Genomic DNA, 25,163 nt, shown 5'->3' on the forward strand with positions numbered 1-25,163 from the left:
CCGGAATCCCGCACAACAACACGGTCTTCCGCCAACCAGAGGTCTTCCGGTGGCCGGATTCCCAAGCGCCAGCCAAGCGGATCTCGACCATCCGGAAGCTGTCGCGTTCCGACAATACGAGCCCTGCCGGGCATCGCCACTCTGAGCACCGCTGTGAGCCCCCTTCACACAAGACTCAGGAGTCGAGCATGAAGTTCAGGCGTGTCCTCAGCCTTGCGGTGTCCGCCGCCGCACTGGCCGGCGCAGCCGTGGTCAGCACCGGCACGGCCCATGCGGCGTACGGCTGCGGAGGCCAGGTGTGGGAGACCGTTCAGCCGGTCGGGGACCTCCGGGTGGAGCTGTACAAGGAAGCCGACTACTGGTGCGCGGTGGCGGTGCACGTGAACGGCACCTACGGGACCGCGTACCCGACGGCCATCCAGATCGAGGGCAGCGAGGGCGGCTTCAGCCCCCGCGACTCGGGCACCTTCCGCTACTACGCCGGGCCGGTGCGCTACCCGCGCGACGGGATGCCCGTACGGGCCATCGGCTGGAGCTCGCGGGCCGGGACCGTCCAGACCGTCTTCACCTCCATCGGCTGACCGAAGACCTGTTTGCCCGCCCCCTCCACCAGCCCCTCCGCCCACAGAGGAGACCGCCCCATGACCCTGCACCGTCACCACTACCGCCACCACGCGCTCCGCAGCCTCGTCGCGTTCGCCGCGCTGTCCACCCTCGGGTTCGCGGCGCCGCAGGCGTCCGGCGCCTCGGCTCCCGTCCCCGTGGCGGCGGAGGCGAGTGCGTCCACCCGGGCCGTCGCGGCGGCCAACGCCGCCGCAGCCGTCGACACCGCCGCGCTCTGCGGACCCGGCATGTACCTGGAGTCCGCGGAGAACCTGCCGCCGCACGCCAACGTCCTCGGCACCCTCTGGGTCTACAACGGCGGCAACTTCGACTCGGCATGCGCCGTGTTCACCAACAACACCGGCTCGGCCAAGTACATGAAGGTCAAGCTGTGCTCGAACATCATCGACGAAGGCTGCGTGTCGGACGCCGGCACCTACAGCAAGTACGCCGGCCCGGTACGGATCGCGGGCAACGGGGTGTTCTGCTCCAAGGTCACGGCGATCATGAAGAACTCGGCGAGCTCCACGACCGCGCTGGTCGACCGCGTCACCTACGCCACCCCCTGCAACTGAGTCGCCCCCCGATGCGATTCGAGGAGGGGGAGGCATGAGGAGGAGCACACCGCGCCGGGCCGGCACGACCGTGACCCTCGCGCTCGCACTGGGACTCACTGCCGGGGCAGGCGGAGCGGTGGCCGGACCGCGGCCCACCGCACCGGGAACGTCGGCCACGTCGGCCACGTCGGCCACGTCGGGCGTGCCGGCGGCCGGAGCGGCACCGGCCGCCCGGGCCGGCGGGCCGTCCGGCCCTGCCCGGGTGGCGGACCCCGACAAGGTGCTCGCACCCGGCTGGCGATCCACGGGCGACCGCGCGGTCACCCTGGTCGGCGACGCCGAGGGCCTGCACGTCCTCACCGCCCGCAGCCGTGACGCGTACGCATGGCGCGAGGCGGCCGTACTCGGCAAGGACGGCCTGGAGACCGACCGCTGGATCGGCAACGTCTGCCTCACCGGATCGGGGCGCCGCGCCTTCGTCACGTACGCGCCCCGCGAATTCACCAACACCGAGGCGCTCTCGGAGGGCGCCGGCTTCACCGCCGTGGTCGACCTGGACACCGGTCGCACCACCCCGCTCGCGGTCCGCTCGGCGCTGGACTACTACAGCCCGGGCTGCGGTACGGGCGAGTCCGCGGTCTTCACCCAGGCCGGCTTCACGCGCAACGGCAAGACGCGCATGGTCACCGTCGACGGCATGACGGGCCGCCGGCTGGGCAGCGCGGTCGTCGCCGGGCAGGCCACCTCGGCGGTCCCGGTCAAGGGCGCCGTCGTGGCCGCCCGCAACGCCGAGCTGGTACGGGTCCCGGTCGGCGGCGGCAAGCCGGTCCGGCTGGCGAAGGCCACCGGATCGCCGTTCCGCATCACCCCGGACGCCGAGGGGGGCGTCCAGTTCATGGAGGCCTCCGGCACCCGCGCGAACATCCGCCGCTGGAGCGGCGGTGCGCCGGTGCGCCGCCTGGCGCACGGCCGGCTCGGGGACGTGGGACTGGCCCGCGGGGCGGCCGGCCGGGTCTTCCTGACCGGCCACCCGCAGGACGTCGCGGCGCTCCCGAAATCCACCGCCCTGGTACGTGCCGATGCCCGGGCCGAGCTGTCCACCGAGGGCCGGCTCGCGATCACCGAGGCGCTCCCGGAGACCGTGCCGGGCGGCGCGCCCAAGGCCACAGGTGCCGCCGGCACCGCGGCCGACGGGCCTTCCCCCGCCCGTATCAAGGCGGTGGTCGCAGGCCGCGCGAAAGCGGTGCAGTTCACCGTCCCGATGGGGACCGCCGCCGTCACGCGCACCCCGATGACCGGAACCGGCGGCGGGCGCCCGGCCAAGCCCTCCGGAGCCAAGGGTTCGGCAGCCGGCCCCGGTGACATCTCGCACTCCCCGACCGACCCCCCGACCGCGGAGGGGGAGGAGTGCGCGGTGCCCCGCGGCGACACCTTCACGCAGGTGTACCAGCCCACCCCGAACCAGGTGGAATGGGCCGCCGACCTCGCCGTACGGAACCTGCTGAACGACACGAACGCGCTGCGGCTGTCGCAGTGGAAGCAAGCGGGCATGGGGGCGCCGTGGTCGCCGCAGGGCCTGTTCCCCTCGCTGCCGCTGGTCGGGGCCGCACCCGGGAAGCGGGTACCCGCGCAGATCCTTCTGGGGATCATGGCGCAGGAGTCCAACCTCTGGCAGGCGTCCAAGCACACACTGCCCGGCCAGTACGGGAATCCGCTCATCGGTGACTACTACGGCCTCCAGCTCTACGACGCCAACCCCGACAACGACTGGGACATCGGCGGGAAGAAGGTGGACTGCGGCTACGGAGTGGGACAGGTCACCGACGGCATGGTGGCCAATTCCCGCATCCACACCTCGTTCCAGAAGCGGGCGATCGCGGTGGACTACGCCACGAACGTGGCGCGCGCACTGACCATCCTCCAGGGCAAGTGGAACGAGCTGCACGAACTCCCGGTGCCGATGAAGGTCAACGACGACGACCCGCTGAAGCTGGAGAACTGGTACCTGGCGCTGTGGAACTACAACCTCGGCTTCAACAAGCCCGGCCAGACAGCCGGCGGACTGTGGGGCATGGGCTGGCTCAACAACCCCGCCAACCCCAAGTACCCGGCCGACCGCATGCCGTTCCTGGACAACAACCACTACGTGGACGCGGCCAAGCCGCAGCTGTGGCCGTATCAGGAGAAGGTGCTCGGCTGGGCCGCCTGGCCGATCGACACCGGCCGTTCGTACTCCGAGGCGGGAGTGCCCGACAACGGCAACACCCACGGCTACTCCGCCGCCTGGTGGAGCAGGGCCAGTGACCGCGGCACCCTCATCGCTCCCCGCACCGCGCTCTGCAAGCCGGCGGTGAACAACTGCGACCCGGACAACGTTCCGAAGTGCCCGGACGAGGCCTGTTACCAGCGGCTGTGGTGGACGGGATCCATCAACTGGAAGGACTGCGCCACCTCCTGCGGGAACGAGAAGATGACGTACGCGACCAAGCTCGCCGAACCCGGTGACGGCCAGGTCCGGCCGGCCCCCTCGTGCAGCAGTTCCGTCCTGCCGCCGGGCGCCCTGATCGTGGACGACATCGAGGACAACGTGCCGCGGTACAACTGCGGCAGGAACTGGAGCTCGGCCGGAACCTTCCGGTTCGACTTCGAACGAGACGCCCTCGGGAAGTTCCCCGGCCGCATCGATCTCCACCAGCTCGGCAACGTCGGCTTCGGCAGCCACACCTGGTTCAGCCACACCCGAGATCCGAAGACGCCCGATGCAGCCCGGCTGAAAGTCACCGGAACCTGGTCCCTCGACCGCCCGACGAACGCCTGGACCAGGGTCATGGTCCACTTGCCGAGCTCGGGGGCCCACACGCAGCAGGCCTCCTACACGATCTCGGGCCTGGCGAACGGGCAGGAGAAAACCAGGACGATCCCGACCCGCTACCGCGCGGACAAGTGGGTCAACCTGGGCGTGTTCGACATGCGCGGCGGTGGGACGCCCCGGGTCCGGCTCGCCACGCCCACCGCCGACGGCACCGGCGACGACGACATCGCCTGGGACGCCGCGGCCTTCGTCCCGCTGCCCGGCAAGCCGGCCGACTTCGTCGTCGCCCTCGGCGATTCCTACTCGGCGGGCGAAGGAGCCGAAGGCTATTCGGTCGTCAGCGACAACAACTTCGGCAACCGGGACTGGAACGCCTGCCACCGGAGCTCCAACGCCTGGCCCCGCAAGATGACGCTGCCCGGCAACGGCACCCCGGTCGGCCAGCGCGCAGACAGCTCCGACCCCTCGCTGGACTTCGCCTTCGTCGCATGCTCCGGGGCGACCACGGAACATCTCATGACGAACGATCCCAAGGGCTACTGGACCAAGGACGGATGGAAGTTCGACGAGGGCGAGGCCAACGGCCACTTCCGTGAGGTCGCGCAGTTGAACTCCGGCTTCCTGGACGAGAACACCACACTCGTGACCCTCAGCCTCGGCGGCAACGACGCGGGGTTCTCCAGCACGGTGAGCGACTGCGTCAAGTGGTCCTGCCCGAACGACAGCGAGAACCGGGAATCCGTCGACGGGGCCTTCGACTGCCCGGATACGGAACCGCAGTGCCCGACGCTCTGGCAGGTGATGGACCGCATCAGCTTCCTCGCACCGAACGCGAAGATCGCCCTCGTCGGCTATCCGGAGCTCGTCAACGGCGACGGTCCCGCCTGCCTCGACGTCTTCTTCGACCTGGACGACTCACAGCGGCTGGGCGCGGCGTCCGCGTACATGACCGAACGCCAGGCCGCCATGGTCCGGCACCTGCACGACGTGCAGGGCATGCGGATCGGGTTCGTGGACGTGACCGAGGGATTCCGCGGCCACCGGCTGTGTGAGTCGCCCGCATGGCTCAACGGCCTGGTCAGCGCCCCGCAGAGCGAAGGCGACAACAAATCCGGGTCGAACTGCCACTTCGCCGGCACGCTCTGCATCAGCAGGGAGTCGTTCCACCCGAAGAGCGCCGGCACCACCGGCTACGCCCAGATCGTCAGCCAAGGCCTGACCACCCTGCCGTGACCGGCACCGCGGCGCGACCACTTCGGCCCGCCCTTTCCGACCCGGCCGCGAAAACCGAATCTCCGGCCGTGAAACCGAGCTGAAACGACCACAGGAGGATCCGCGATGAAGGCACGTCGACTGTTGTCCGCTGTTGCGGCAGCGGGCGCGGCGGTGGCGGTGCTGGCCACGGCGACGCCCGCCGGCGCCGACATCCGCAACAGCCACATGTACGCCCAGAACAAGGCCTGCGACGGGACCGGCGGCTTCACGTTCGGCCTGTACTACAACTCGAACTACAACGGCGCGGTCCGCTACTTCGGCTACGACGAATGGGACTTCGGCTACCTGGGCCGGGAGACCGGCGTGGACTACTACTCGGCCCAGTTCTGCGAATGGGGCAACGGCGCCAACCAGGAGGTGAAGAACAACGCGGCGAGCGCCTGGAACGCCCAGACCGACCTGGCGGCGAAGGTCTACTTCAACAAGGGCTACCAGGGGGCCTCGGACTACGTAGCCCGCGGCGACGGACGCAACCTCTCGGCGACGTACAACGAGAACGCGTCGTTCAAGCGCGTCAGCGCCTGACCCGCCCGTTCCCCTCGGACCCCGGCCGGGCCCACGCCCCGTCGCGCCCCGGCCGGGCCGCCCCCGGGTGCACGCTGCCGCGCGCGCCCGGGGGCGGCACCCCGCCCGCGCCCCGGGGCGGTTCCCCCCACGTTCCGTCCCCCCGAAGTGCAAGGAGTCAGTTCGCATGCATGCTCTTGCACGGTCGTCCGCCGGCCTGTGCCTCGTCGGCGTTGCCGTGGCGGTGACCGGCTGCGCAGGCACCGCAGTGCCGTCCGCGATGCGCACCGACGTGTCCGTCCCCGTCCGACGGGCGGCGCCCCCGGTCGCGGACCCGGCCGTCAAGCCGCTGCCGCTGGCTGCATACCGCCCTTCCGACACCGAGCTGGGGCAGATCGACAAGGCCCTGGACCTGGTGACCGACCAGTGCATGCAGCGCTACGGGTTCCGCTACGCGCCGCCCCCGCCACCCCCGCCGGTCGGCCCCGTGTCGGACACCGACCTGCGCTACGGCATCCACGACCCGGAGCTCGCCGCCGAGCGCGGCTACCACCCGGCGGGAGACCTGGAGGCGGCAGCCGCCGCGAACCAGGAGTCGATGCGCGCGGACGCCTCGATGAGCGATGCGGAGCGGCTGGTGCTGGTCGGGCCGGGCGGTGCGGGGCCTCGTCCGGCCCGTACGGGGACGGCGACCGTCGCGGGGAAGCAGGTTCCGAACCGCGGGTGCTTCGGCGAGGCCCGGACCCGGGTCACGGCCGGCGGCTCGCCCGTGAGCGACCTCGTACAGGACCTCGCCAACGTCGCCTACGCCAAGTCGCAGCAGGACCCGAACGTGACGGGAGCCTTCACCGCATGGTCGCAGTGCATGAAGCAGAAGGGTTTCGTCTACGCCAAGCCCATGGACGCGCCGGACGACCGGCGCTTCGGTGGCGCCCTGCCGGCCTCCGCCACCGAGATCGCCACGGCGGCCGCCGACCTGGAGTGCCGCACGCGGACGAACCTGATCGGCGTCTGGTACGCGGCCGAAGTCGCCTTCCAAAACGCTCTGATCGAGAAGAACGTGACCGCTCTGGACGCCGTCAAGCAGGCCAAGGAGGCCATGGTGCGGGGCGCCGCGGCGGTGGTGGGCGGCGGCGGCCGGAGCCAGGGCCACTGACCGGAGCCGGAGCCGGAGCCGGAGCCGGAGCCCCGGGGCCACCGATGTGGTGCGCAGCAACCCGGAGGCGCCCCCGTACGGCCCGGTACCTGCGGGCGCTCCCCGACGGACGCCCGCCCGATCGCCCCGATCGGCCCGACGACGGCCAGGACACCAAGGCGGACGACATGAACGCACCCACACAGGCCACCCCACCGACGCACTCCGACACGACGGCGGCACCGGCAGCACCCCCACCCGCACCGACGCCCGCACCCGCCCTGACACCTCCCGCACCGACGGCCGCACCCGCAGCTGCACCCGTCACGGGGGAGCCGGAAGCCGAGGACGGCCGTCCCGCCGGTCACGGCTCGGCCCGTCCCGCCGGTGCACTGATGGCTCGGCGCCGCCGCCTGATGGCCGCGGCGGTGGCCGTGGCCTTCGTACTGACCGGCGGCGCCGTGACCGCGGCGCAGTTCATCAAGTCCCCGGGACAGAAGGCGGCCGAGGCGGAAGCCCCGCCTCCGTCCGTCATCACCGCGCCGGTGGAATCACGGCGCCTCGCGGACACGGTGGTGCTGAGGGGTCAGGTCTCCGCGGCGCAGACCGTGGAGGTGTCACCGCAAGGCGGCGGCGCGGCACAGTCCGGCGGCGGCAAGCCGGTCGTCACCGGGGTGCGGGTCAAGCCGGGGGACGCGTTGGCGCCGGGGCAGGTGCTGCTCGAGGTGTCGGGACGGCCCGTGTTCGTCCTCTCCGGCGAGATACCGGTCTACCGCGACCTGAAACCGGGAAGCGGGGGCCGTGACGTCGAGCAACTCCAGAAGGCACTGACGGCGCTGGGGTTCGCGTCGGGGAGAGACAGGAGCGGGGTGTACGGGGCGGGCACGCGCGCGGCGGTCGCCGGGTTCTACGCCCGTATCGGGTACGACGCACCGGTGTCCCCGGACGCGACCGAGGAGCAGGTCGAGAGCGCGCGGGCCGCGGTGACGCAGGCAGCGAGGGCCGTCGCCGCGGCGAAGGACGCCACCGCTGCCGCGACCGGGCGCGGGGGCGGTACGTCGCCGGGCACACCGGCCAGGACACCCACGCGCACCTCGCCGGGCACGCGGCCGAGCGAGGCGGCCGACAGGGACCCGCGCACCCCTGTGCACCCTCCAGGTGCGGACGCGAACGCCGCCAGGCAGGCCGGGCAGCAGCTGGCCTACGCCACCGAGGACCTGGCGCGCGCCAAGGCGGCACTGGCGCAACTGCAGGCGAAGCAGGGGGCGATGGTCCCGGCGTCCGAGGTGGTGTTCCTGCGCGGGTTCCCGGGCCGCGTGGACGCCGTGGGCGCCGGCGTGGGCGGTGCGGTCGGTGACAGCGCGGTCGTCATCTCGGCAGGCGCGCTCGTCGTCAAGGGCAATCTCGCGCCGCACGAGAAGGGGCTGGTCCGGGCCGGGATGAAGGTCAAGGTCCTCTCCGAACTGTCCGGGATCGAGGCGTCGGCCACCATCACCTCCGTGGCCGACGAGCCGACCGCGGAGACCGGTGCGAACGGCGCGGGCGGTGGGAGCGGCGGATTCGGGGGCGGGCCGGCCGCCGGCCGGACGTTCGCGCTGCTCGTGACCCCGACGACCCCGCTCGCCCCCAAGCTCGCCGGCCAGGACGTACGCCTGACCGTGGAGGCGGCGGCGTCCGAGGGCAAGGTACTGGTCGTACCGCTGTCCGCGGTCTCGGCGGGGGCCGACGGGCGCACCGTCGTGACGGTCCTGCGCGCGGACGGCCGCCAGGAGCGCACCGACGTACGCCCCGGCACGACGGGCGACGGATACGTCCAGGTGACACCCGTCGGCGGCACCTTGCGCCCCGGCGACCGCGTCGTCGTCGGCGTCAAGCGCGATACCCCTGTCACGGACCCGCCCGCAGCGGCCGGTCCGGCCCCCGGCGGTGCACGGTGAACGGGCGGGCCACGACGCCGGCGCATCCCACAACGACGCCCGCGGCGCCGGTCATGGTGTTCGAAGGCGTCGCCCTGACCTACCCCGGGCCGCCGCCCGTCCCCGCCCTGCGCCCGGTCGATCTGCGGGTCGAGCAGGGCGAGTTCGTCACGATCGTCGGGCCGTCCGGATCGGGCAAATCGACCTTCCTGAACGTTGCGGGCCTCCTCGACCGCCCGACCCGGGGCACGTACGTCCTCGACGGTGTCGACACCCGCACCCTCAAGGACGCCCGCCGCACGGCGCTGCGCGGCAGCCGGATCGGCTTCGTCTTCCAGGCCTTCCACCTGCTCGCGCACCGCAGCGCGCTCGACAACGTCGAACTGGGGATGCTCTACTCCGGACTGCCGCGCCGCGAACGCGGCGCGCGGGCCCGGGGCGCACTGCTGCGGGTCGGCCTGGGCCACCGCCTGCACGCCTTGCCCTCCACCCTCTCCGGCGGCGAACGCCAGCGGGTGGCCATCGCCCGCGCGCTGGCCCCGCGCCCCGCGCTCCTGCTGTGTGACGAGCCGACCGGAAACCTGGACACCGCCACCGCGCACAGCGTGCTGGCGCTGCTCGACGAGCTGCACCGCGACGGCATGACGATCCTGCTCATCACCCACGACCCGGCCGTGGCCGCCCGCGGCCAGCGCACCATGGTCATCCGCGACGGCATGGTGACCGACGCCCAGGCGGTACGCACATGAACCCGAAGGCCACCACCGCGACCCCGGCGACGAGCCCGACCACCGCCGCGGACCCGAGCACGGCTGCCACCGCGACACGTGCGACTGCCGCAGTGCGGGCGACCACAGCCGCGGGCGCGAGCACCGACGCCGACGCACCGCACGCGATCCGGACGGACCGGGCCACCACCCCGACGCACACCATCCCGGCTCCAAGCCCCCGACACCGGCCCCACGGGCGGATGCAGGCACGGGATCTCCTCTCCGAGGCGGTCGCCGGGATGCTGCAACGCCCGGCCCGCTCCGTCCTCACCATGCTGGGCACGGTTCTGGGCGTGGGCACGTTCGTCGCGGTGCTGGGCCTGACGGCAACCGCGACCGGCCAGATCGGCGACCGGTTCAACGCGCTCACCGCCACCGAGGCCGGCGTGGAGGACACGGGAGGGCCCGACGCCTCGGTGCTGCCGCTCGCCTTCACCCGCGACGCCGACGCCCGCGTCCGCGCCCTCAACGGAGTGAGAGGCGCAGGCGTGTACTGGCGGGTCCGCCTCCCGCCCGGCGCCACCGTCCGCGCCGCACCGGTCGGCCGCGATGCCGCCGGCCGGCAGGCCCAGGTGGTCGCCGCCTCGAGCGGCCTGCTGCCCGCCGCCGGTGCACGCTTCGCCGAGGGCCGCGCCTGGGACACGTTCCACGAGACACGGGCCGAGCGTGTCGCCGTCATCGGCGAGGGCATGGCCACCCGGTTGGGCATCACCACTCTGGAGACGCAGCCCGCGGTCTTCATCGGCGACATCCCCTTCACCGTCGTCGGGATCCTCGCCGACACGGCACGCAAAGCCGACCTGCTGCTGTCCGTCCTCGTCCCGCGCACCACCGCCGAGACGCTCTGGGGACCGCCCGACGCCGGCCGGCGCGCCGCCATGCTCATCACCACCGAACTCGGAGCCGCCCGCCAGGTCGCGGCGGAGGCCCCGTACGCACTGCGCCCCGAGCACCCCGACTACTTCAAGCCCGTCCCCCCGCCCGACCCGCGTTCACTGCGCGACGACGTCGCCTCCGACCTGGGCGGCCTCTTCCTCCTGCTGGCCGGGATCTGCCTGGTCATCGGCGCAGTCGGGATTGCGAACACCACCCTGGTCGCCGTCATGGAACGCACCGGTGAAATCGGCCTGCGTCGCGCCGTCGGCGCCCAGGGACGCCATATCGCAGGCCAGTTCCTCGCCGAATCCGCCGCCCTCGGCGTATTCGGCGGCCTGGTCGGCACCAGCCTCGGCACCCTCGCCGTCGTCGCCACCAGCGCCGCCCGCGACTGGACCCCGGTGGTCCACCCCGCCACGATCGCCGGCGCCCCCGCCATCGGCCTCGTCACGGGCCTGCTGGCCGGCCTCTATCCCGCCGCCCGTGCCGCCCGCATCGAACCCGTCGAAGCCCTCCGCAGATAACGGGATCCCGGCCCCGGTGGGCCGGGAACTGCGCCCGGCCGGCCGCCACGGGCGCCTTCACCTCTCTTCTTCGAGGAGGCCCCGTCCTTCAGGCCCCAGAGGCACCCGCCCCGGTGATCGACCTCATGGCAGCCCTGGAGGCGTCCGTGCAGAAGGCGCGGGAAGCCCGAGGCGAGACCGAGGCCACCGCCCACGAGCTCCCCGTCAAGAAGAAGACCACCAAGGCGGCCGAGGGCCGCACACCGCGCCGCCGCGCTTGATCAGACAGCCCTGGCGGGAGCCGAACGTGCCCACCACCTACAATCGATCGCCCGGCATCGGGCGGTTGTCGGCTGGCTGGAGTGGCAGCTCGGCCAGACCCGGGAGGCCCTGGCTCGTCTGGAACAGCAGGAGGCCGCCGCCGCGGCCCGCCGACCGGAGCTGCGGGTGCCCGACTGGAAGCTCGAAGTGCACCGCACCGGCTACGGTCCCCGCCCCTTCCGGGTCCACGCCGGCCACTGGCCCGACGGCCAAGGCAAGGAGATCACCCGGCACGAGGCTCTCCGCCTCCTGGCCGACGGCGTCGAAGCGTGTCCCTTCTGCCATCCGGACCGCGAGCTCCGGATCGGCGGCGCCGCGTCGTCGGCCTCGGCGGCCGCACGGGCGCCCCGGGAGGACTCGGGATCCACCGGCGGCACTCGGAGCCGTAGCCGAAACGACGGCTGCTCGCCACGCCTAACCTGGCGAGCCGTGCCTCCACCGCCGTGGCCAGGCGCACCATCCCCTCCTGGGGCCCTGGAGGCCGGCGAGGAGGCCTCGTCCCCTGCCGGCCGCCGGGGCGTGCGGGGGTCAGGGATCTCGTTTGTGGAGCACGAGGGCGGCGGTGGACAGGGCGGTGAAGGACCAGGCGGCGGTGACGCCCAGGCCGGCCCAGGGGGTGATGGGGAGGCTGGTGAGGTCGGTGGTGGCTTGGATGGCCAGTCCGGCGCTCGTCGGCGCGGTCTGCTGGAGCAACCGCTGCCAGTGGGGATCGCCGATGGCCGCACCGACGACGGGGACGACGTAGAGCAGGGCGAGGACGATCCCGATGCTGGTGGCGGAGTCCCGCACGGTGGTCGCGATGCCGAGGCTCAGGAGGGCGATCAGCAGCAGGTAGAGGACGGATCCGACGGCCGCGCGCAGCGTCGGACCGTGGGAGAGGGACAGGGCCTGGTCGGCGGGGCTGGGCAGGGCAAGTCGTCCGGCGAGCAGCGAGCCGGCGACTGCGGCGGTCGCGGCGGGTGCCAGTACGCCGGCGAGCGTGACGGCCTTGGCCGCGAGGACGGCGGCCCGCCGCGGTACGGCCGTCAGGGTGGTGCGGATCATGCCCGAGCCGTACTCGCCGCTGATGGCCAGCACGGCCAGGACGGCCACCGGCGCCTGCCCGAGTTGGACGCCCATGAGGCTGGCCCTGGTCACGTCGCCGTTGCAGCCGGCGGGGGTGCAGCTCAGTACCGAGGCTGCCCCGGCGCTCAGGGCCGCGGTCGCCGCGGCGGTGGTGAGCAGCAGCCACAGCGGACCGGGAACGGTGCGGAGCTTCGTCCACTCCGCCAGCAGGGCCGGCTTCATGCGTCCCTCTTGTCGAGCAGGACGGCTGCCGCGGCCAGGGCCGTGACCGCGTAGCCGGCCAGGACGGCGAGCCCGGTCCAGGGCGCCAGCGGGTAGTAGCCGTAGTACGGCGTGTAGTTGCCGGCGACCTGGTCGTACGGGACCAGGGTCTGCTGGACGGCGAACGCGGCGCCGGGCGTCACCGTGGCCACCTGATCCGAGATGCCTGCGGGCAGGAACGGGACGGCCATCAGGAGGTAGGGCAGCACCAGGGCGACGACGGCCGTGGCGACCGCGGCCGTGCTGCTGCGGAAGACGGCGCCGAAGGAAAGGGCCAGGACCGCGGCGGTCGCGAGCAGCACGGCGGTGCCGAGCAGCACGCGCAGTTCGGTGGCGGCCGGCACCGGGAAGACGTAGACGCCGTTGTCTTCGGCGAGCCGTCTTCCCAGCGGTGTCGCGAGGGCCGTGCCCGCCAGCCCCGCGGCGAAGGTGACGGCCCACAGCACCATCGCCTTGGCGACCAGCATCCGCCCGCGGCCGGGCATCGCTGCCAGGGTGAGGCGGATCATCCTGGTCCGGTACTCCTCCGTGACGTACAGGGCCCCCACCACGGTGACCGCGATCAGCGCGGGGAACGTACCGGTGAGGAGGTCACGCAGGTGGCCACCGGTCGGCAGGCTGTCGCGGACGGCGGGGGCGATGTCGCCGGCGCCGGTCACCGTGAAGCGGGCGCCGGATCCCGTGAACGAACCCGACACGTGCTCCGGGTAGCCGGCGAAGGTGGCGGATCGCGCTCCCACCTGACTGCCCGTCCAGGCACCACGACCGGCCCAGCCGCCCCGCATGCGGAGATCCTCGAAGGTGGAGGTGGACACGCTGGCGGAGGTGCCGCCGCCGCTGACGGCAGGCGGAGACGCCACGAACAGTCCGACTTCCGCGGTGGTTCCGAGGCCGCTCACCCGGGTCGTGCCGACCTCGGTCCAGTGCGTGCCGTCGCTGGAGGCATGGCCTGTGACCAGGTCTCCGGACCGGGTCAGCCGCAGCCAGCGGGGGGAGGCCCGGGACACCGGACCGGGCGGACCGGCCAGGTCGTTGACGTAACCGTTCTGCATGCGCACGCCGTGGCTTCCGGTGACCATGATTGCGGCGTAGGGCGATCCTGGACGGGTGCTCTCCTTGATGACGAGCCCGGCCTTCGCCCAGGGCACGGTGCCGGGGCGCGGGCCTCCGGGGCCCGCTGCAACGCGGCTGTCGAGCGTGGTGACGGAGACGGAGACGCTGCCGTCTCCGGCGAGTGGCCGGTGTACGAAGTAGAAGCTGTCGGTCACCGGCCCTCCGGCGGGGCCGACCGGAACGGGCGGCGAGTCCTTCTGATCACTGCTCACGCCCGCGAGCAGGGCGGTCAGGACGATCACCAGCGCTGCCCCCGCCAGGCCGGCCACCCAGCCGCGGACAGTGCGGAACTTGGTCCACTCGGCGTGGAGGGCGTGGACGAGAGCGCTGCGGCCGGACCCCTGCCCGTCCGGTGCGTGGTCGGCGGTCACCTGCTGCCCCCCGTGTCTCCCGGTGCGCGGAACTCGACGGCCGCGCGGGTGAGTTCGAGGTAGACGTCCTCGAGGGCGGCGCGGTACGCCGCCACCTCGGAGAACGGCACCCCGTGCCGGTGGAGGAGCGTGACGATCCGTTCCGCGGGCAGGCCGGTGACGACGACGGCATCGCGGCCGGTGGCCGCGACGGCCGCACCGGCATCCCCCAGCACCCTCGTCGCGTGCGTTGCGGAAGTGGTGCGCACGGTCACCCGGTTCCGGGAGGACGCCGTGATCAGGTCGGCCACGGGGGCGTCGGCGATGGCCCTGCCCCGCCCCACGACGACCAGGTGGTCGGCCGTGTCCTCCACCTCGCTCATCAGGTGGCTGGAGACCAGTACGGCGCGGCCCTCGGCGGCCAGCGACCGCAGGAATCCGCGCATCCAGATGACGCCGTCGGGGTCCATGCCGTTGAACGGCTCGTCGAGCATGATGACCGGTGGGTCCCCCAGCAGGGCCGCGGCGATCCCGAGCCGCTGCCGCATGCCCAGCGAGTAGCCGCCGGCCTTGCGCCGAGCCGCCGGGGTGAGGCCGACCAGCTCGGCAACCTGGTCCACCCGCCGCGCGGTCAGGCCCTGCGTGTGAGCCAGCCAGAGCAGGTGGTTGCGTCCGCTGCGGCCGGGGTGGAGCGCAGCGGCGTCCAGCAGCGAACCGATGTGGCGCAGCGGGTGGCGCAGGCTACGGTACGGCCTGCCCTCGATGAGCGCGGTGCCCTCGTCGACGGCGTCGAGGCCGAGGACCGCACGCATCGTGGTGGACTTGCCGGCGCCGTTGGGTCCCGCGAGAGCGGTCACAGCACCGCGGCGGACGGTGAAGGACATGCCGTCGAGGGCCCGGGTCGGCCCATATCGCTTGCGCAGTCCGTCGACGACGATCCCGGGGACGGTCGTCGGGGCGCGCTCAGGTTTCGGACTCATGGCGACGGTTGTACGCGCCGCCCGGTTCCGGCCGGGTCGCAGCCGCTGCGACCCCGCTGCGACCCGGCGTCTGACATCGTTGACGCATGTCACCTCGCTCCGGGGGCCGGCCCGGCCGCCCCGCCCTTACGACGCCCGGGGGTGAGGGCCGGTGAGGGTCCTCGTCGTCGAGGACTTCGAGGTCCTCGCCCGCTCCATCGGCAACGGGCTCCGCCAGGAGGGCATGGCCGTCGACGTCGTCCTGGACGGCACCGCCGCCCTCGAGCACCTCGCCGTCACGCGCTACGACGTGGTGGTCCTCGACCGCGACCTGCCGGACGTCCACGGCGACGAGATCTGCCGCCGGATCGCCGACGGCCGCTGCGCGTCCCGTGTCCTGATGCTCACCGCGTCCGGCACGGTCGAGGACCGCGTCGTGGGGCTCGGCCTCGGCGCCGACGACTACCTGCCCAAGCCGTTCGCGTTCGCCGAACTGGTCGCCCGGGTCCGGGCGCTGGGCCGCCGCGCCGCCCCACCGGTGCCGCCCACGCTGGCGTGCGGGGACATCGTCCTCGATCCGGCCCGCCGCGTCGCGTTCCGGGCCGGGCGGCGCCTCGAGCTGAGCCCCAAGGAGTTCGCCCTGCTCGAATGCCTCCTTGCCGCACCGGGACTCGTCATCTCCGCCGAGGACCTGCTCGAACGTGTCTGGGACGCGGCCACCGACCCCTTCAGCAGCGCCGTCAAGCACACCGTGCACCGGTTGCGGGCCAAGCTCGGCACCCCGCCCGTGATCGAGACCGTCCGCGAAGGCGGCTACCGCATCGGGCCGTCATGACGTCCCGGTACTCCGGGCGCGGCCGCCTGCGGACCGCCGGCAAGCCCCTGCAGACCCGGCTCGCCCTCGCCTACGCGGCGGGCATCTACGCCGCCGGGGTGTTCGTACTCGTCCTGACCGTCGTGCCGCTCGCCAGCGTCGACGCGTCCGCACCCGAAGGGCAGTCTCCGCCGGGCGTGACCAGTGGGGCGGGGCGCGGGATCAGCCTCACCCACCTCTTGGCCGGATCGGGCGTCGCGCTGGTCGTCCTGGTTCCCGTCGCGCTGGCGATCGGCTGGTTCGTCGCCGGCCGGTTCCTGGACCCGCTGCGTGCCATCACCGCAACCGCCAGGAGCATCTCCGCCGGCGACCTCCACCGGCGTCTGGACCTCGGCGGGCCCGTGGACGAGCTGACCGAACTCGGCCGCACCCTCGACGCGCTGTTCACCCGCCTGCAAGACTCCTTCGACGCCCAACGCCACTTCGTCGCCAACGCCTCCCACGAGCTGCGCACCCCGCTCGCCGGCCTGCGCACCCTCCTGGAAGTCGCCCTTGCCGACCCACGTGCCGACGCCGACACCCTCCGCGCGGCCTGTCACGAGGCGCTCGCGCTCGGAGAGCACCAGGAGGGGCTCGTCACGGCACTCCTGGCCCTCGCGACCAGCGAGCGCGGAATCTCCCGCCGGGACCCGCTCGACCTCTCCCCCCTCGTCGCGGGGGTGCTCGCCGCCCGCCACGACCACGCCGCAGGCAGGGGCATCCACGTGGCCGAACGCCTCGGGCCCGCGGTGACAACCGGGGACCCGCGGCTGGTCGAGAGCCTCGTGGCCAATCTCGTCGACAACGCCATCCGCCACAATCACCCGGGCGGTCACATAGAGATCAGCACCGGCGACGCCGGCACCGCGGCGGCCCTCACGGTGACCAACAGTGGGCCGGTCGTCCCGGAAGACCAGATACAGCGGCTGTTCCAGCCCTTCCAGAGGCTGGCGGCCCCGCGCAGCCGCCCGCGCGAGGGCTACGGCCTCGGCCTCGCAATCGTCCACGCCGTCGCACGAGCCCACGGCGCCTCCCTCACCACCGCCGCGCCCCTCGAAGGCGGCCTGTCCATCACCGTGCACTTCCCGCGCGCCCTGTCCTGAGCAGGTGGGCGAGTACCGGCGGAGCACCGGCCGCGGTCGTGGCAGGCACGCCGTCACCCGGTACCGTGACGGCCCGAAAGCCATCTGGGCAGTGGCCGCAGCCCAGCGCCGGAACAACAACGCCTCAAAACGGGCGCTGAATGATCTTCTGGTGGGTGTGCCTCCACCCGGTGAACCGGGACGCGGAAGCGGGTCCAGGGCCCGATCCGGCCGTGATGCGCCCTAGCGTGGCCCTCGTCGTCTTCGTGCAGGTGCCTGGAAGGACGGGGTGTCATGTCGGCAGGGGTGCTATAGGGCCGCGACCGTGAAGGTCCACCGTGCCGCGACGCCCGGCACCCCGTGCCATGATCGTCCGATGGACGAAGACCAGCGCACACCCCCCTCGAAGGCGGCCGGCGACCGTGCGTCGCTCACCGCGTTCCTCGACTACCAGCGGGCCACCCTGGCCATGAAATGCGCGGGCCTGACCGGCGAGCAGCTCAAGCAGCGGGCGGTGCCGACCTCGGGGCTCACGCTCCTCGGCCTGGTGCGGCACGCGGCTGCGGTCGAGCGGGGCTGGTTCCGTACGGTCCTCAACGCCGAGGACGTCAGGCCGCCTTGGCCGGGCACGGCGGACGGCACGCACGCCGAGTTCCACGTCGAGGACGCCGACGCCGACGAGGCGTTCGCGGTGTGGCACGAGGAGTGCGACCGCTCCCGCGCGGTGGCCGCCTCCGTGGACTCCCTCGACGCCGCCGTGGAGTTCCGCGGCGAGACGATCTCGCTCCGCTACGTCCTCACCCACATTGTCGTGCGCAGGGTTGATGTCAGTGGGATGCGCAGGGTTATGACAGTGGGATCGCAGAGTCCGTGTCAGTAGGCGGCGACGGTTCGGAGAGCATCCGAAGGCTGTAGAGCACGTTGTCGTGGAACCGGTCGATGATGTCGCCGCGGGTGACCATCTCGGCGGCGGCGAGGTCTTCGAGGGCCTGGCGCTGGGCGGCGTCGTGCGGGTCGCTTCCGCCGTCGACCCAGACGCGGAGGAGGACCTCGGCCTCGGTGGGCTGGATCGGGCCGCGTACTGATGCGTGGGGCTTCTTCTGCCCCGTGAGGACGTCGACCTGGTGTGGGGCGAGGATGTCGAGGCGCGGGGTCGCGGTGTACGCCTCGGGCAGGACCTGGCGCAGGACGAGCACGCCGCCGGTGTCGGGGTGAGCGCGGGCGTGGTCGAGGGCGGCGTCGAGCCGGAGGCGGGTCCAGGACAGGGCGGCCGCGAGGGCGTCGGCGGTGAGGGGGCCGTCCGCGTACGCGAGCGCGGTGAGGAAGGTGAGCGCGTCATGGTCGGCGCCGGCCGGACGGCGGTCGACGACCTGGCGTTGGCGGGGTAGCTCGAAGAGTTCGTCGGAGCCGGGCATCAGGTCGGCCGGGTGCATGTCGAGGCGGCGCGCGAGTTCGAGCAGGACCCGGACGGGCAGGTCCGGAAGTTCTTCCAGGTCTATCTGGTGCTCGTGGACACCGAGGAGGTCAGCGAGCTGCCAGCCGGTCATCCCGGCGGCCAGGAGGCGCCGCTTGATGACGTGCGACCTCTGCACCGAGTCGCGGCGCCGCTGAGGGCCCTCTCGGCGAAGGCGACGGCTGGAGGGAATCGGCTCGGTCACAGGCGGCTGCGCACGTTGTCGCTGAGGGCGATGAGGTCCAGGCCCCGGTAGTGCATCCATCCGGCGGCCGCGGCGTCGTGGGCGGTCTCGTCGCCGTGGCGGCAGTGGGAGCGGTGGAGCCAGGCCGGGTTGAAGTGGATGCGGTGGCAGGTGCGGATGACCGCTTCGCGCAGGTGGAGTTCCGGGCTTTTGTTGCCTGGGGCCTTGTCGTGGATGAACAGGGGGTCGGTGTCGGTGGCGCCCTGGCTGCGCCGGTAGGCGAGGTGGGCGGCGACGAGCGGGGCGGCGTGCGCCGGCAGGAGCACGGGGTCGTCGGATTCGAGGTGGAGGACCTGGAGGGCGTTGAGCTCGTGCGGGGTGTGGTGGTGGAACTTCCACCGCCAGGGGACGCGGAGGTAGCGGGTCTCCTCCGGCTCGTACGGGCTGCCGATGACGGGCACGTGGACGCTGCTGCCGTCGGGGGCGGTGTTGCCGCAGGTGATCAGGCCGAAGCCGGTGGGTCCGTGGGAGAGGTGGATGGACAGGGCGGTCGCGGCGGCGGCTTCGGGCGGGGCGACGGTGCGGATCTTGCCACAGAGGCGTTCGGTGAGCTGGCTGAGCAGGCGGGTGGTGGGGGCGGCGCCGAGGGTCTCGTACTGCCAGCGCAGGAGGTAGCCGCGCAGGAACAGGGCGACCTGGACGGCGCGGAGCCGTACGAGGGCGTGGGCCTGGTCGGGGGCGGGGCCGATGCGGTGGTCGCGCAGGTAGAAGGCGAGGCGGGCGCCGAGGGCGCGGGTGTGGCGGAGGGTGCCTGGGATGGTGTGGTGTCCGGCCAGGCCGCGGTGGGCCAGCCACTGGTCGGCGAGGTGGATCTCGCGGCCGTAGACCTCGTTCAGGGCGGTGAAGGTGTTGCCGGGGAGCTTCGCGCGGCAGGGGGCGAGGAAGACGGGGAAGTCCTGCATGGGCAGGACGGGGCCGACGCCTTCGGCCCACGGGGTCTTGGAGTCGGCGCGCAGGGGGTTGGTGAGGGAGCGGGGCGAGGGCGGGAGCTCGCGGGCGAAGGCTGTCAGGTCGATCGCCTGGAAGCGGTATCCGGCGTCGTGGAAGGCGCGCACGGGCGGTTTCACGTACGCGTCGTCTTCGGTGGTCGGCCAGATGAGCCACACGGTGGCGTCGGCACGGGTGCCGAGTTCGGCGAGCAGGTCGAGGCGCCGTCGGGGAGGCGGTGGGCTCGGTCGATGACGAGGTGGCGTGTCTGGTCGGTGGTCAGCCAGGCGGCGGCTGGCGCCAGGCTTCGGGTGCGGGGGTGCGGTCGGCGAGTAGGGTGGCGGGGCTGCGGCCGGTGGCGGTGAGGATGTCGAGGGCGAGGTCGCTGGTGCGGCCGCCGGGGGTGGGGCGGACGACGAGCCGGCCGGGGCCTTCGATGGCGGCGAGGCGGCGCACGATGCGGTGGTCGTCGCCGGGGTTGCGGACGAACACCAGGCGGGGGCCGGGCGGCAGGTCGCGGTTGACGACGTGTGCTGCGGGCGCGGCCTCAGGCATACACGCCGCCGCCGAGGAGGGTGAGGGCGTTGTCGAGGACCTCGACGTCGATGCGGGGCCGGGCGGCGGCCTGGCAGAGTCCGGCGGCGGTGTGGGTGAAAGCGGCCCAATCACGCATGGTGCCCTGCCCGTACAGCTCGTCGATCTGCCGCAGCAGGGCGTCGTCCGCGCCGGCGTAGATGGGGTGGTAGTCCCGGATCAGGGCGGGGATCTCCTCGGCTGTCAGCGGGCGGAAGGGCAGCCGGCGGAAGACGCGGGAGCGGAGCATCGGTTCGCGGGAGAGGACTTCCCAGCAGCCGTCGCCACCCACGTAGAGCAGGGCGAACTTCGTCTTCGGGTCGTCGTGCAGGTGCCGCAGCAGTTCGATGCAGTCGCTGTTGAGGCGCTGGGCTTCGTCCACGACGACCAGGCGCTTGGGGTGGGACAGCAGGTCCAGGAGCCGGTTGGTGATGTGGAACCGGTTGCGGGACTTGGGGGCCTCGATGCCGGTGAGCGCGGCCAGGAGGTGGTCGGCGACCAGGCGCATGGTGGGGCGGGCGGTGAAAGAGAGCGCGCACACCGCGGGGCAGCCGCGGCGGGCCTGGTCCTCCAGGGCGGCCTCGACCGCGTACGTCTTGCCGGTGCCGGCCGGGCCGTGGATGACGCCGGTGGCGTTGTTGGCGACCAGGTCGTCCACGACGCGGTGGGCGAGCTGGAAGGTGCCGGTCGGCAGCGTCGCGGCGCCGGTCAGGTCGGCGAAGTGCCGGGGCATTCAGCTCTCCTCGTTGTTCTTGGTGATCGGGGTAATGCCCAGCAGGGAGGTGGAGGAGCGGGCGCGCAGGGCGGCGTCCAGGGCTTGGCGGGAGGAGCCGCGGCCGACCTTGTCCGGCACGAGCCGGGATTCGGTGGCCGGGCTTTCGCCGGTCATCGGCGCCAGTTCGCGGCGGGCCCGGCGGGACGCCTTGCGGCGTTCGCGGCCGAGCCGGGCGACCGCCTCGCGCTGCTGGACGCGGAAGGCGTCGGTCTGCTCTGCGGTGAGCGTTCCGGTCGGCAGCGCGGTGCAGAGGTGTTTGCCGCCCAGGTAGACCTCAATGGACCGGTCGTCGTGCGGCATGTAGCGGATCTGGACGATTTGGCCGACCCGTCCGTGTATCTCGGACGCGACGTAGGCGTGTCCGTTGAGGTGGATGCCGTCCTTCTGAATGGTGCGCTCGTCGCCGGCCAGCAGCAGGTGGCGCAGCTTGTCCGCGTCAATCCGGTGCAGAGGTGCCTCGTCCTCCTGCCAGGCTGCCAGCGGGGTACGGCCGGCCAGCATCCGATGCGGGCGCTGGGTGTTGTACCAGCGCACCCACGCGGCGAGCCGGTGCACGAAGTCGTCGAGGAGCATCGGCCCACCGCCCGTCTTCTCGGCGGCGCGCTTGGCGGCCGGGCTGTCGCCGACCGGCCCGTACAGGCGGCCCGAGGCGTCGCGGGGCCCTCCGGTGAAGCCGGGCATCAGGGAGATGAGGGTCTGCTCGATGGTTAGGTTGACCCGCTCGACCTTGCCCTTGCGGTGCGGGGTGAACGCCGGGAGGCGGTGGACGGTGACGCACAGCGCGGCCATCACGTCCTTGATGGTGCCGGCGGCGAACTCAAGGCCGCGGTCGATCCGTACGCGCGCGGGCACCGCGCCGAACGGCGAGACGTCAGGGTCGTGGACCAGGGCCATGCGCATCGCGGTCAGGATGGTGCCCGCGTGCGGGCTGACCGCCAGCGACCAGCCCAGCAGGGCCCGGGTGCCGTCGTCGACGACCGTGGTCATCCACGGGGAGAGCGGCTTGCCCTTGGGCGGGTGCACGAGGATCGGCAGCTGCTTGTGGTCCATCTCCCACACCCGGCCTCGGACCTCGTCCGGGCGCCGTAGGTACATCGACTTTGCCCGGCGCCCGGACTCGCCGACCTTCCACGCGGCCCGCTCGGCCGGGGTCAGCTCGCGGTTGAACGCGACCTGCATCGTGCGCAGCGCGACCGGGGCGGCGCCCGCCCAGCCCTCGCGCAGAAAGTCGGGAACCGGGGCGCCGGCGGTGGTCCCGTCACCGTCGACCACGGCCTGGCGGGCGCGGTGTACGGCGGAGACGTTGCCCCGGTAGAGGGCGTACGCCTCCCGATCCGTCTCGCTCAGCACGTACGGCTCGGGCCCCCGGTGTTCGGGGACGCGGGCGGGCGCGGACAGCCACCGCCACACCGTGCGCTCGCTGACGCCCAGGCCCTCGGCGGCCAGCCGCACATGCGCGGCCGACAGCTGCTCGGCGTCGCGCAGCTGGATCAGCCGGGCCACCGCCGCAGCACGCTTCGACTCGTCCGCCCCCTCCATGATCGAAAGTCTCCGGCAGCGTCCCGAAACGCGTTCGGGACACCCGCCCCCTTCGCCCGTACGAGTGAACGACGCGTGATCGGCGGGCAGTCGTCCCTGGCCCGTCCACGCTGATCACGACGGCGCGGGGCCCGGCCGGAAACTTGTACGGCCGTCGCTCGCCCGTGCGTCCCGGAATCGGCCGATTCCGGGACGGCCGCCTGCCGCGGCACCGGGGTCGGTGGAGGCGTCCCGAAAGGCGTCCCGAAACCGGCGGGCGCCGCCGGGATGCGGGACGGGTATTCGGGACGGGCCGTGCCGAGCGCACGGGCGAATGGGGAACGCGTGGACGGCGGCCTGGACGAGCTCGCCCGCGCCGAGCTGATCGAGCGCGAGCCGTGCCCGCGGTGCGGGGCGCCGCCCGGCTCGGTGTGCCGGGCGAACTCCGGCGTCGTCGCCGTCGACTACCACACCGGCCGGTACGCGAAGATCCCCGCGCTGAAGTCCGGGCCCGCGATCCGTATCCCCGCCGCGCGCGGGCCCGGCCGCACCTGGCAGCCCAACCCGGAACCTGACCTCGACCCCGAGACTCTCGCGCGGGCCGGCGACCGCATCGGCTACGCCCGTGTCTCCAGCAAGGGCCAGGACCTCTCCGGACAGGTTCGCCTCCTGAAGAGGGCCGGCTGCGTGCGCATCTACGTCGAGAAGATCGGCACCCCGGGAGAAGATCCGGCCCGAGTACAACGCCGCCCTCGCAGACCTGCGTCCGGCCGACACCCTGACCGTCACGATGCTCGACCGGCTCGGCCGCAACATGATCGAGCTCATCACCAGCGCGCAGGACCTCGCCGAGCGCGACCACCGCCTGGAGATCCTCTCCGGTCCGCTCGCCGGGATGTACGACCCGCAGGGCGCGGGCAAGGTCCTCTTCGTCGTGTTCGCCGCGATGGCCGAGGTGGAGCGGGAGTTCATCCACGAGCGGACCCTGATCGGCCTGGACACCGCCGCGGCAAATGGCAACCATGGCGGCCGCCCGCCGGCAGTCGACGGGGACATGCTCGCCGTCGCCCTGCGCCGCCGCGACGCCGAGGAGTCCGTCACCTCGATCGCCCGGCACCTCGGCATCGGCCGCTCCACCCTCTACCGGACGCTGGCCGCGTACGACGAAGCCATCGCCACCGGCCGGGAACCGGCGGGGTGACCCACAACCTCGACTGCGGACTCCTCGACACCATCCAGGGTGAGGTCGGATGCGGCTGGGCACGGCAGGACGTCCACCGCGTCACGTCCCGTGTCGTCAACGGCCTGCGGGCTCCGTCAGCCTGCCGAGTGCGGCGGTGCGGTCGGCAACGAATCACGGGACCAGCGGACGGGGCCGGCGGTGAGCCAGGAGCCGTCACCCATGGGCTCCACGTCGTAAGGGTGGGCCGCCTCGACGGCCATCTCGCCACTGATCGTGCCCGTGCGCACGTCGATCAGGTGGTAGCGGAACCACTCCTCCCCGTCCTCGGTCTCACTGCCGAGGGTGACCACAGCCGTGTCCGGGGTCAGGTAGCCGCCGCTCCATTCCACGAAGGTCTCCTCCGGGTCGTACCCGAATGCCTCGACAGGGAGGGTGAAGAGCACGTCCCCGCTGGGGTGGCGGTGGAAGGAGACGTCCGCCTGCCCGTGGTCTACGGTCATGAACTGCTCCCCGCCCGGCGCCAGGTCGATCAGGCAGCGATCCGACCACGGGTACGTCACGAACTCCACCTCGCCGTCGGCACCGGCCGTACCCCGGAGAATGACCGAGCCGTCCTGGCCCTCACCGATGTCGAGGTAGATACTGCCGTCCACGGGGTGCACGTGGTGGCCGGCGCCGTGTCCGACCGTCTCCAGCTCCCGGCGGGCGAGGACGGCCCCGCTGTCGGCGTCGTACACGACCCACTGGTCTCCGCCCCCACGCCGCGCCATCGCGTCCGGCCGGTAGACCCACACAGTCCGCCCGTCCAGGGACAGCGCACAGCCAGGCCGGTGGCCGTGGAGCACGTCGGAGTGCGGCTCGAAGTCCGACGCCCACACCAGGTCACCCGCGCGCGTGAGGCAGACGACCCGGTTCAACGTCGTGTAGACGACTCGCTCCAGATCAGGCCATACCACCGACGCCACGACCTCGTCGCCGGCCCGCGGCTCGAACACCGCGGCGGGGTCCAGCACCCCGAAAGCACCGGAGTCGATCACGTAAGCGTGGATCCACCCGTCGCGGTGGCGGGTAACAGCCTTCAGATGCTGCGGAGGAATCATGTACCGAGGCTAACGCCCAGCTCCGACACCCGACGGGTGCCGTTCGTCGCCCAGCCATGAGAGGAGTAGCGCGACGCATCTGGCCTGGCATCCTGGTTTGGTGACCACTTGGATGCGTTGCTACTGGGACGAGGAAGACACCTGGTTCCACTTCGAGGTCGACGCCGAAGGCTGGGTGATCCGGCAGGTCGAACTCAAAGGACCTGAGCTGATCCCGATCGCAGCGGCCTCACTCCCCGAGTGGCGGAGGGCCCGCGACGCAGGCCGCCTCGACGAGTACAACAGCAGGTTCGGGATCACCGCCGAGCTGCCCGTCTCGGAATGGGAAGGCCACGACCCCGACCCACTCACCTTCGAGGAGTTCGAGGAAGTCTGGGGGTCTGCCCGTCGCCGGATTGCACCCCGGCCCGGCTGACCGCTCGGCCCCGCGGAGGC

The 25,163-nt window shown here is 72.6% G+C and carries 23 protein-coding genes and 2 pseudogenes; 16 read left to right on the forward strand and 9 right to left on the reverse strand.

Translation table 11 applies throughout. The annotated features are described in order from the left end of the window. The first annotated feature begins 188 nt into the window (after positions 1 to 188). From ACZ407_RS13070 to ACZ407_RS13115, 10 genes and pseudogenes are all read left to right on the forward strand, one after another. On the forward strand, positions 189 to 581 hold the full coding sequence (locus ACZ407_RS13070; protein ID WP_468128098.1) for a hypothetical protein: 393 nt from the start codon (positions 189 to 191) through the stop codon (positions 579 to 581). Between the two features lie 60 nt (positions 582 to 641). Further along, positions 642 to 1,178: a hypothetical protein gene (locus tag ACZ407_RS13075; RefSeq protein ID WP_468128099.1), complete on the forward strand. Its 537-nt coding sequence runs from the start codon at positions 642 to 644 to the stop codon at positions 1,176 to 1,178. Positions 1,179 to 1,212: 34 nt separating this feature from the next. Then, positions 1,213 to 5,205, forward strand: a complete 3,993-nt coding sequence (locus ACZ407_RS13080) for an SGNH/GDSL hydrolase family protein (protein WP_468128101.1) — start codon at positions 1,213 to 1,215, stop codon at positions 5,203 to 5,205. Positions 5,206 to 5,310: 105 nt separating this feature from the next. Beyond that, a complete protein-coding gene (locus ACZ407_RS13085) occupies positions 5,311 to 5,772 on the forward strand; it encodes a hypothetical protein (RefSeq protein ID WP_468128103.1) in 462 nt (153 codons plus the stop codon). 166 nt (positions 5,773 to 5,938) lie between these two features. After that, complete coding sequence (locus tag ACZ407_RS13090) at positions 5,939 to 6,907, forward strand: hypothetical protein (RefSeq protein WP_468128105.1); 969 nt, start codon at positions 5,939 to 5,941, stop codon at positions 6,905 to 6,907. A 374-nt stretch (positions 6,908 to 7,281) separates the two neighbouring features. Continuing rightward, positions 7,282 to 8,823 (forward strand): peptidoglycan-binding protein, encoded by a 1,542-nt coding sequence (locus tag ACZ407_RS13095; RefSeq protein ID WP_468128107.1) that lies wholly within the window; start codon positions 7,282 to 7,284, stop codon positions 8,821 to 8,823. A gap of 53 nt (positions 8,824 to 8,876) precedes the next feature. Further along, on the forward strand, positions 8,877 to 9,551 hold the full coding sequence (locus ACZ407_RS13100) for an ABC transporter ATP-binding protein (RefSeq protein WP_468128109.1): 675 nt from the start codon (positions 8,877 to 8,879) through the stop codon (positions 9,549 to 9,551). Between the two features lie 221 nt (positions 9,552 to 9,772). After that, positions 9,773 to 10,972, forward strand: coding sequence for an ABC transporter permease (locus ACZ407_RS13105; protein WP_468128111.1), 1,200 nt, complete (start codon positions 9,773 to 9,775; stop codon positions 10,970 to 10,972). Positions 10,973 to 11,085: 113 nt separating this feature from the next. After that, positions 11,086 to 11,232 (forward strand): hypothetical protein, encoded by a 147-nt coding sequence (locus ACZ407_RS13110; RefSeq protein WP_468128113.1) that lies wholly within the window; start codon positions 11,086 to 11,088, stop codon positions 11,230 to 11,232. Positions 11,233 to 11,419: 187 nt separating this feature from the next. Then, positions 11,420 to 11,563, forward strand: a pseudogene (locus ACZ407_RS13115) (DUF6233 domain-containing protein); the annotation flags it as partial. A 237-nt stretch (positions 11,564 to 11,800) separates the two neighbouring features. Here the strand turns inward: ACZ407_RS13115 and ACZ407_RS13120 are convergent. Genes ACZ407_RS13120 through ACZ407_RS13130 form a run of 3 tightly spaced genes read right to left on the reverse strand, consistent with a single transcriptional unit; the run spans position 11,801 to position 15,041 of the window. Further along, a complete protein-coding gene (locus tag ACZ407_RS13120; RefSeq protein WP_468128115.1) occupies positions 11,801 to 12,559 on the reverse strand; it encodes an ABC transporter permease in 759 nt (252 codons plus the stop codon). Continuing rightward, positions 12,556 to 14,082: a DUF1349 domain-containing protein gene (locus ACZ407_RS13125; RefSeq protein ID WP_468128117.1), complete on the reverse strand. Its 1,527-nt coding sequence runs from the start codon at positions 14,080 to 14,082 to the stop codon at positions 12,556 to 12,558. Before ACZ407_RS13125 ends, ACZ407_RS13120 begins: the two co-directional genes overlap by 4 nt. Continuing rightward, on the reverse strand, positions 14,079 to 15,041 hold the full coding sequence (locus ACZ407_RS13130; RefSeq protein WP_468128118.1) for an ABC transporter ATP-binding protein: 963 nt from the start codon (positions 15,039 to 15,041) through the stop codon (positions 14,079 to 14,081). Before ACZ407_RS13130 ends, ACZ407_RS13125 begins: the two co-directional genes overlap by 4 nt. 151 nt (positions 15,042 to 15,192) lie before the next feature. On the opposite strand from ACZ407_RS13130, the gene ACZ407_RS13135 reads away from it, so the two are divergent. From ACZ407_RS13135 to ACZ407_RS13145, 3 genes are all read left to right on the forward strand, one after another. Then, positions 15,193 to 15,855 (forward strand): response regulator transcription factor, encoded by a 663-nt coding sequence (locus ACZ407_RS13135; protein WP_468128120.1) that lies wholly within the window; start codon positions 15,193 to 15,195, stop codon positions 15,853 to 15,855. Next, complete coding sequence (locus tag ACZ407_RS13140; RefSeq protein WP_468128121.1) at positions 15,852 to 16,976, forward strand: sensor histidine kinase; 1,125 nt, start codon at positions 15,852 to 15,854, stop codon at positions 16,974 to 16,976. Before ACZ407_RS13135 ends, ACZ407_RS13140 begins: the two co-directional genes overlap by 4 nt. Before the next feature lie 355 nt (positions 16,977 to 17,331). Beyond that, a complete protein-coding gene (locus ACZ407_RS13145) occupies positions 17,332 to 17,835 on the forward strand; it encodes a mycothiol transferase (protein WP_468128123.1) in 504 nt (167 codons plus the stop codon). On the opposite strand, the gene ACZ407_RS13150 is transcribed toward ACZ407_RS13145, so the two are convergent. The 5 genes from ACZ407_RS13150 to ACZ407_RS13170 form a co-directional block, all read right to left on the reverse strand. After that, positions 17,801 to 18,547 carry a hypothetical protein gene (locus tag ACZ407_RS13150; RefSeq protein ID WP_468128125.1) on the reverse strand — a complete coding sequence of 249 codons (747 nt, stop codon included), beginning with the start codon at positions 18,545 to 18,547 and terminating at the stop codon, positions 17,801 to 17,803. The two genes, ACZ407_RS13145 and ACZ407_RS13150, sit on opposite strands and share 35 nt — an antisense overlap. 62 nt (positions 18,548 to 18,609) lie before the next feature. After that, on the reverse strand, positions 18,610 to 19,758 hold the full coding sequence (locus ACZ407_RS13155; protein WP_468128127.1) for a hypothetical protein: 1,149 nt from the start codon (positions 19,756 to 19,758) through the stop codon (positions 18,610 to 18,612). Between the two features lie 100 nt (positions 19,759 to 19,858). Beyond that, complete coding sequence (locus tag ACZ407_RS13160; protein WP_468128129.1) at positions 19,859 to 20,134, reverse strand: hypothetical protein; 276 nt, start codon at positions 20,132 to 20,134, stop codon at positions 19,859 to 19,861. Beyond that, positions 20,127 to 20,885, reverse strand: a complete 759-nt coding sequence (locus ACZ407_RS13165) for an AAA family ATPase (protein ID WP_468128131.1) — start codon at positions 20,883 to 20,885, stop codon at positions 20,127 to 20,129. Before ACZ407_RS13165 ends, ACZ407_RS13160 begins: the two co-directional genes overlap by 8 nt. After that, entirely contained in the window at positions 20,886 to 22,466 is a 1,581-nt protein-coding gene (locus ACZ407_RS13170; protein ID WP_468128133.1) for a transposase, read from the reverse strand. A gap of 700 nt (positions 22,467 to 23,166) precedes the next feature. Between ACZ407_RS13170 and ACZ407_RS13175 the strand changes: the two are divergent. Then, positions 23,167 to 23,454 (forward strand): annotated as a pseudogene (locus ACZ407_RS13175) (recombinase family protein); the annotation flags it as partial. Further along, on the forward strand, positions 23,440 to 23,646 hold the full coding sequence (locus ACZ407_RS13180) for a helix-turn-helix domain-containing protein (protein WP_468128328.1): 207 nt from the start codon (positions 23,440 to 23,442) through the stop codon (positions 23,644 to 23,646). The pseudogene ACZ407_RS13175 and the gene ACZ407_RS13180, both read left to right, overlap by 15 nt. Positions 23,647 to 23,762: 116 nt before the next feature. Here ACZ407_RS13180 and ACZ407_RS13185 read toward each other — a convergent pair whose 3' ends face one another. Beyond that, the gene (locus ACZ407_RS13185; RefSeq protein WP_468128134.1) at positions 23,763 to 24,728 is read right to left on the reverse strand and encodes a hypothetical protein; all 966 of its coding nucleotides are present in this window, start codon (positions 24,726 to 24,728) and stop codon (positions 23,763 to 23,765) included. A 112-nt stretch (positions 24,729 to 24,840) separates the two neighbouring features. On the opposite strand from ACZ407_RS13185, the gene ACZ407_RS13190 reads away from it, so the two are divergent. Beyond that, positions 24,841 to 25,143, forward strand: a complete 303-nt coding sequence (locus ACZ407_RS13190) for a hypothetical protein (protein ID WP_468128329.1) — start codon at positions 24,841 to 24,843, stop codon at positions 25,141 to 25,143. The last annotated feature ends 20 nt before the right edge of the window (positions 25,144 to 25,163 follow it).

The sequence above is a fragment of the Streptomyces sp. NPDC030809 genome, from assembly GCF_055572195.1.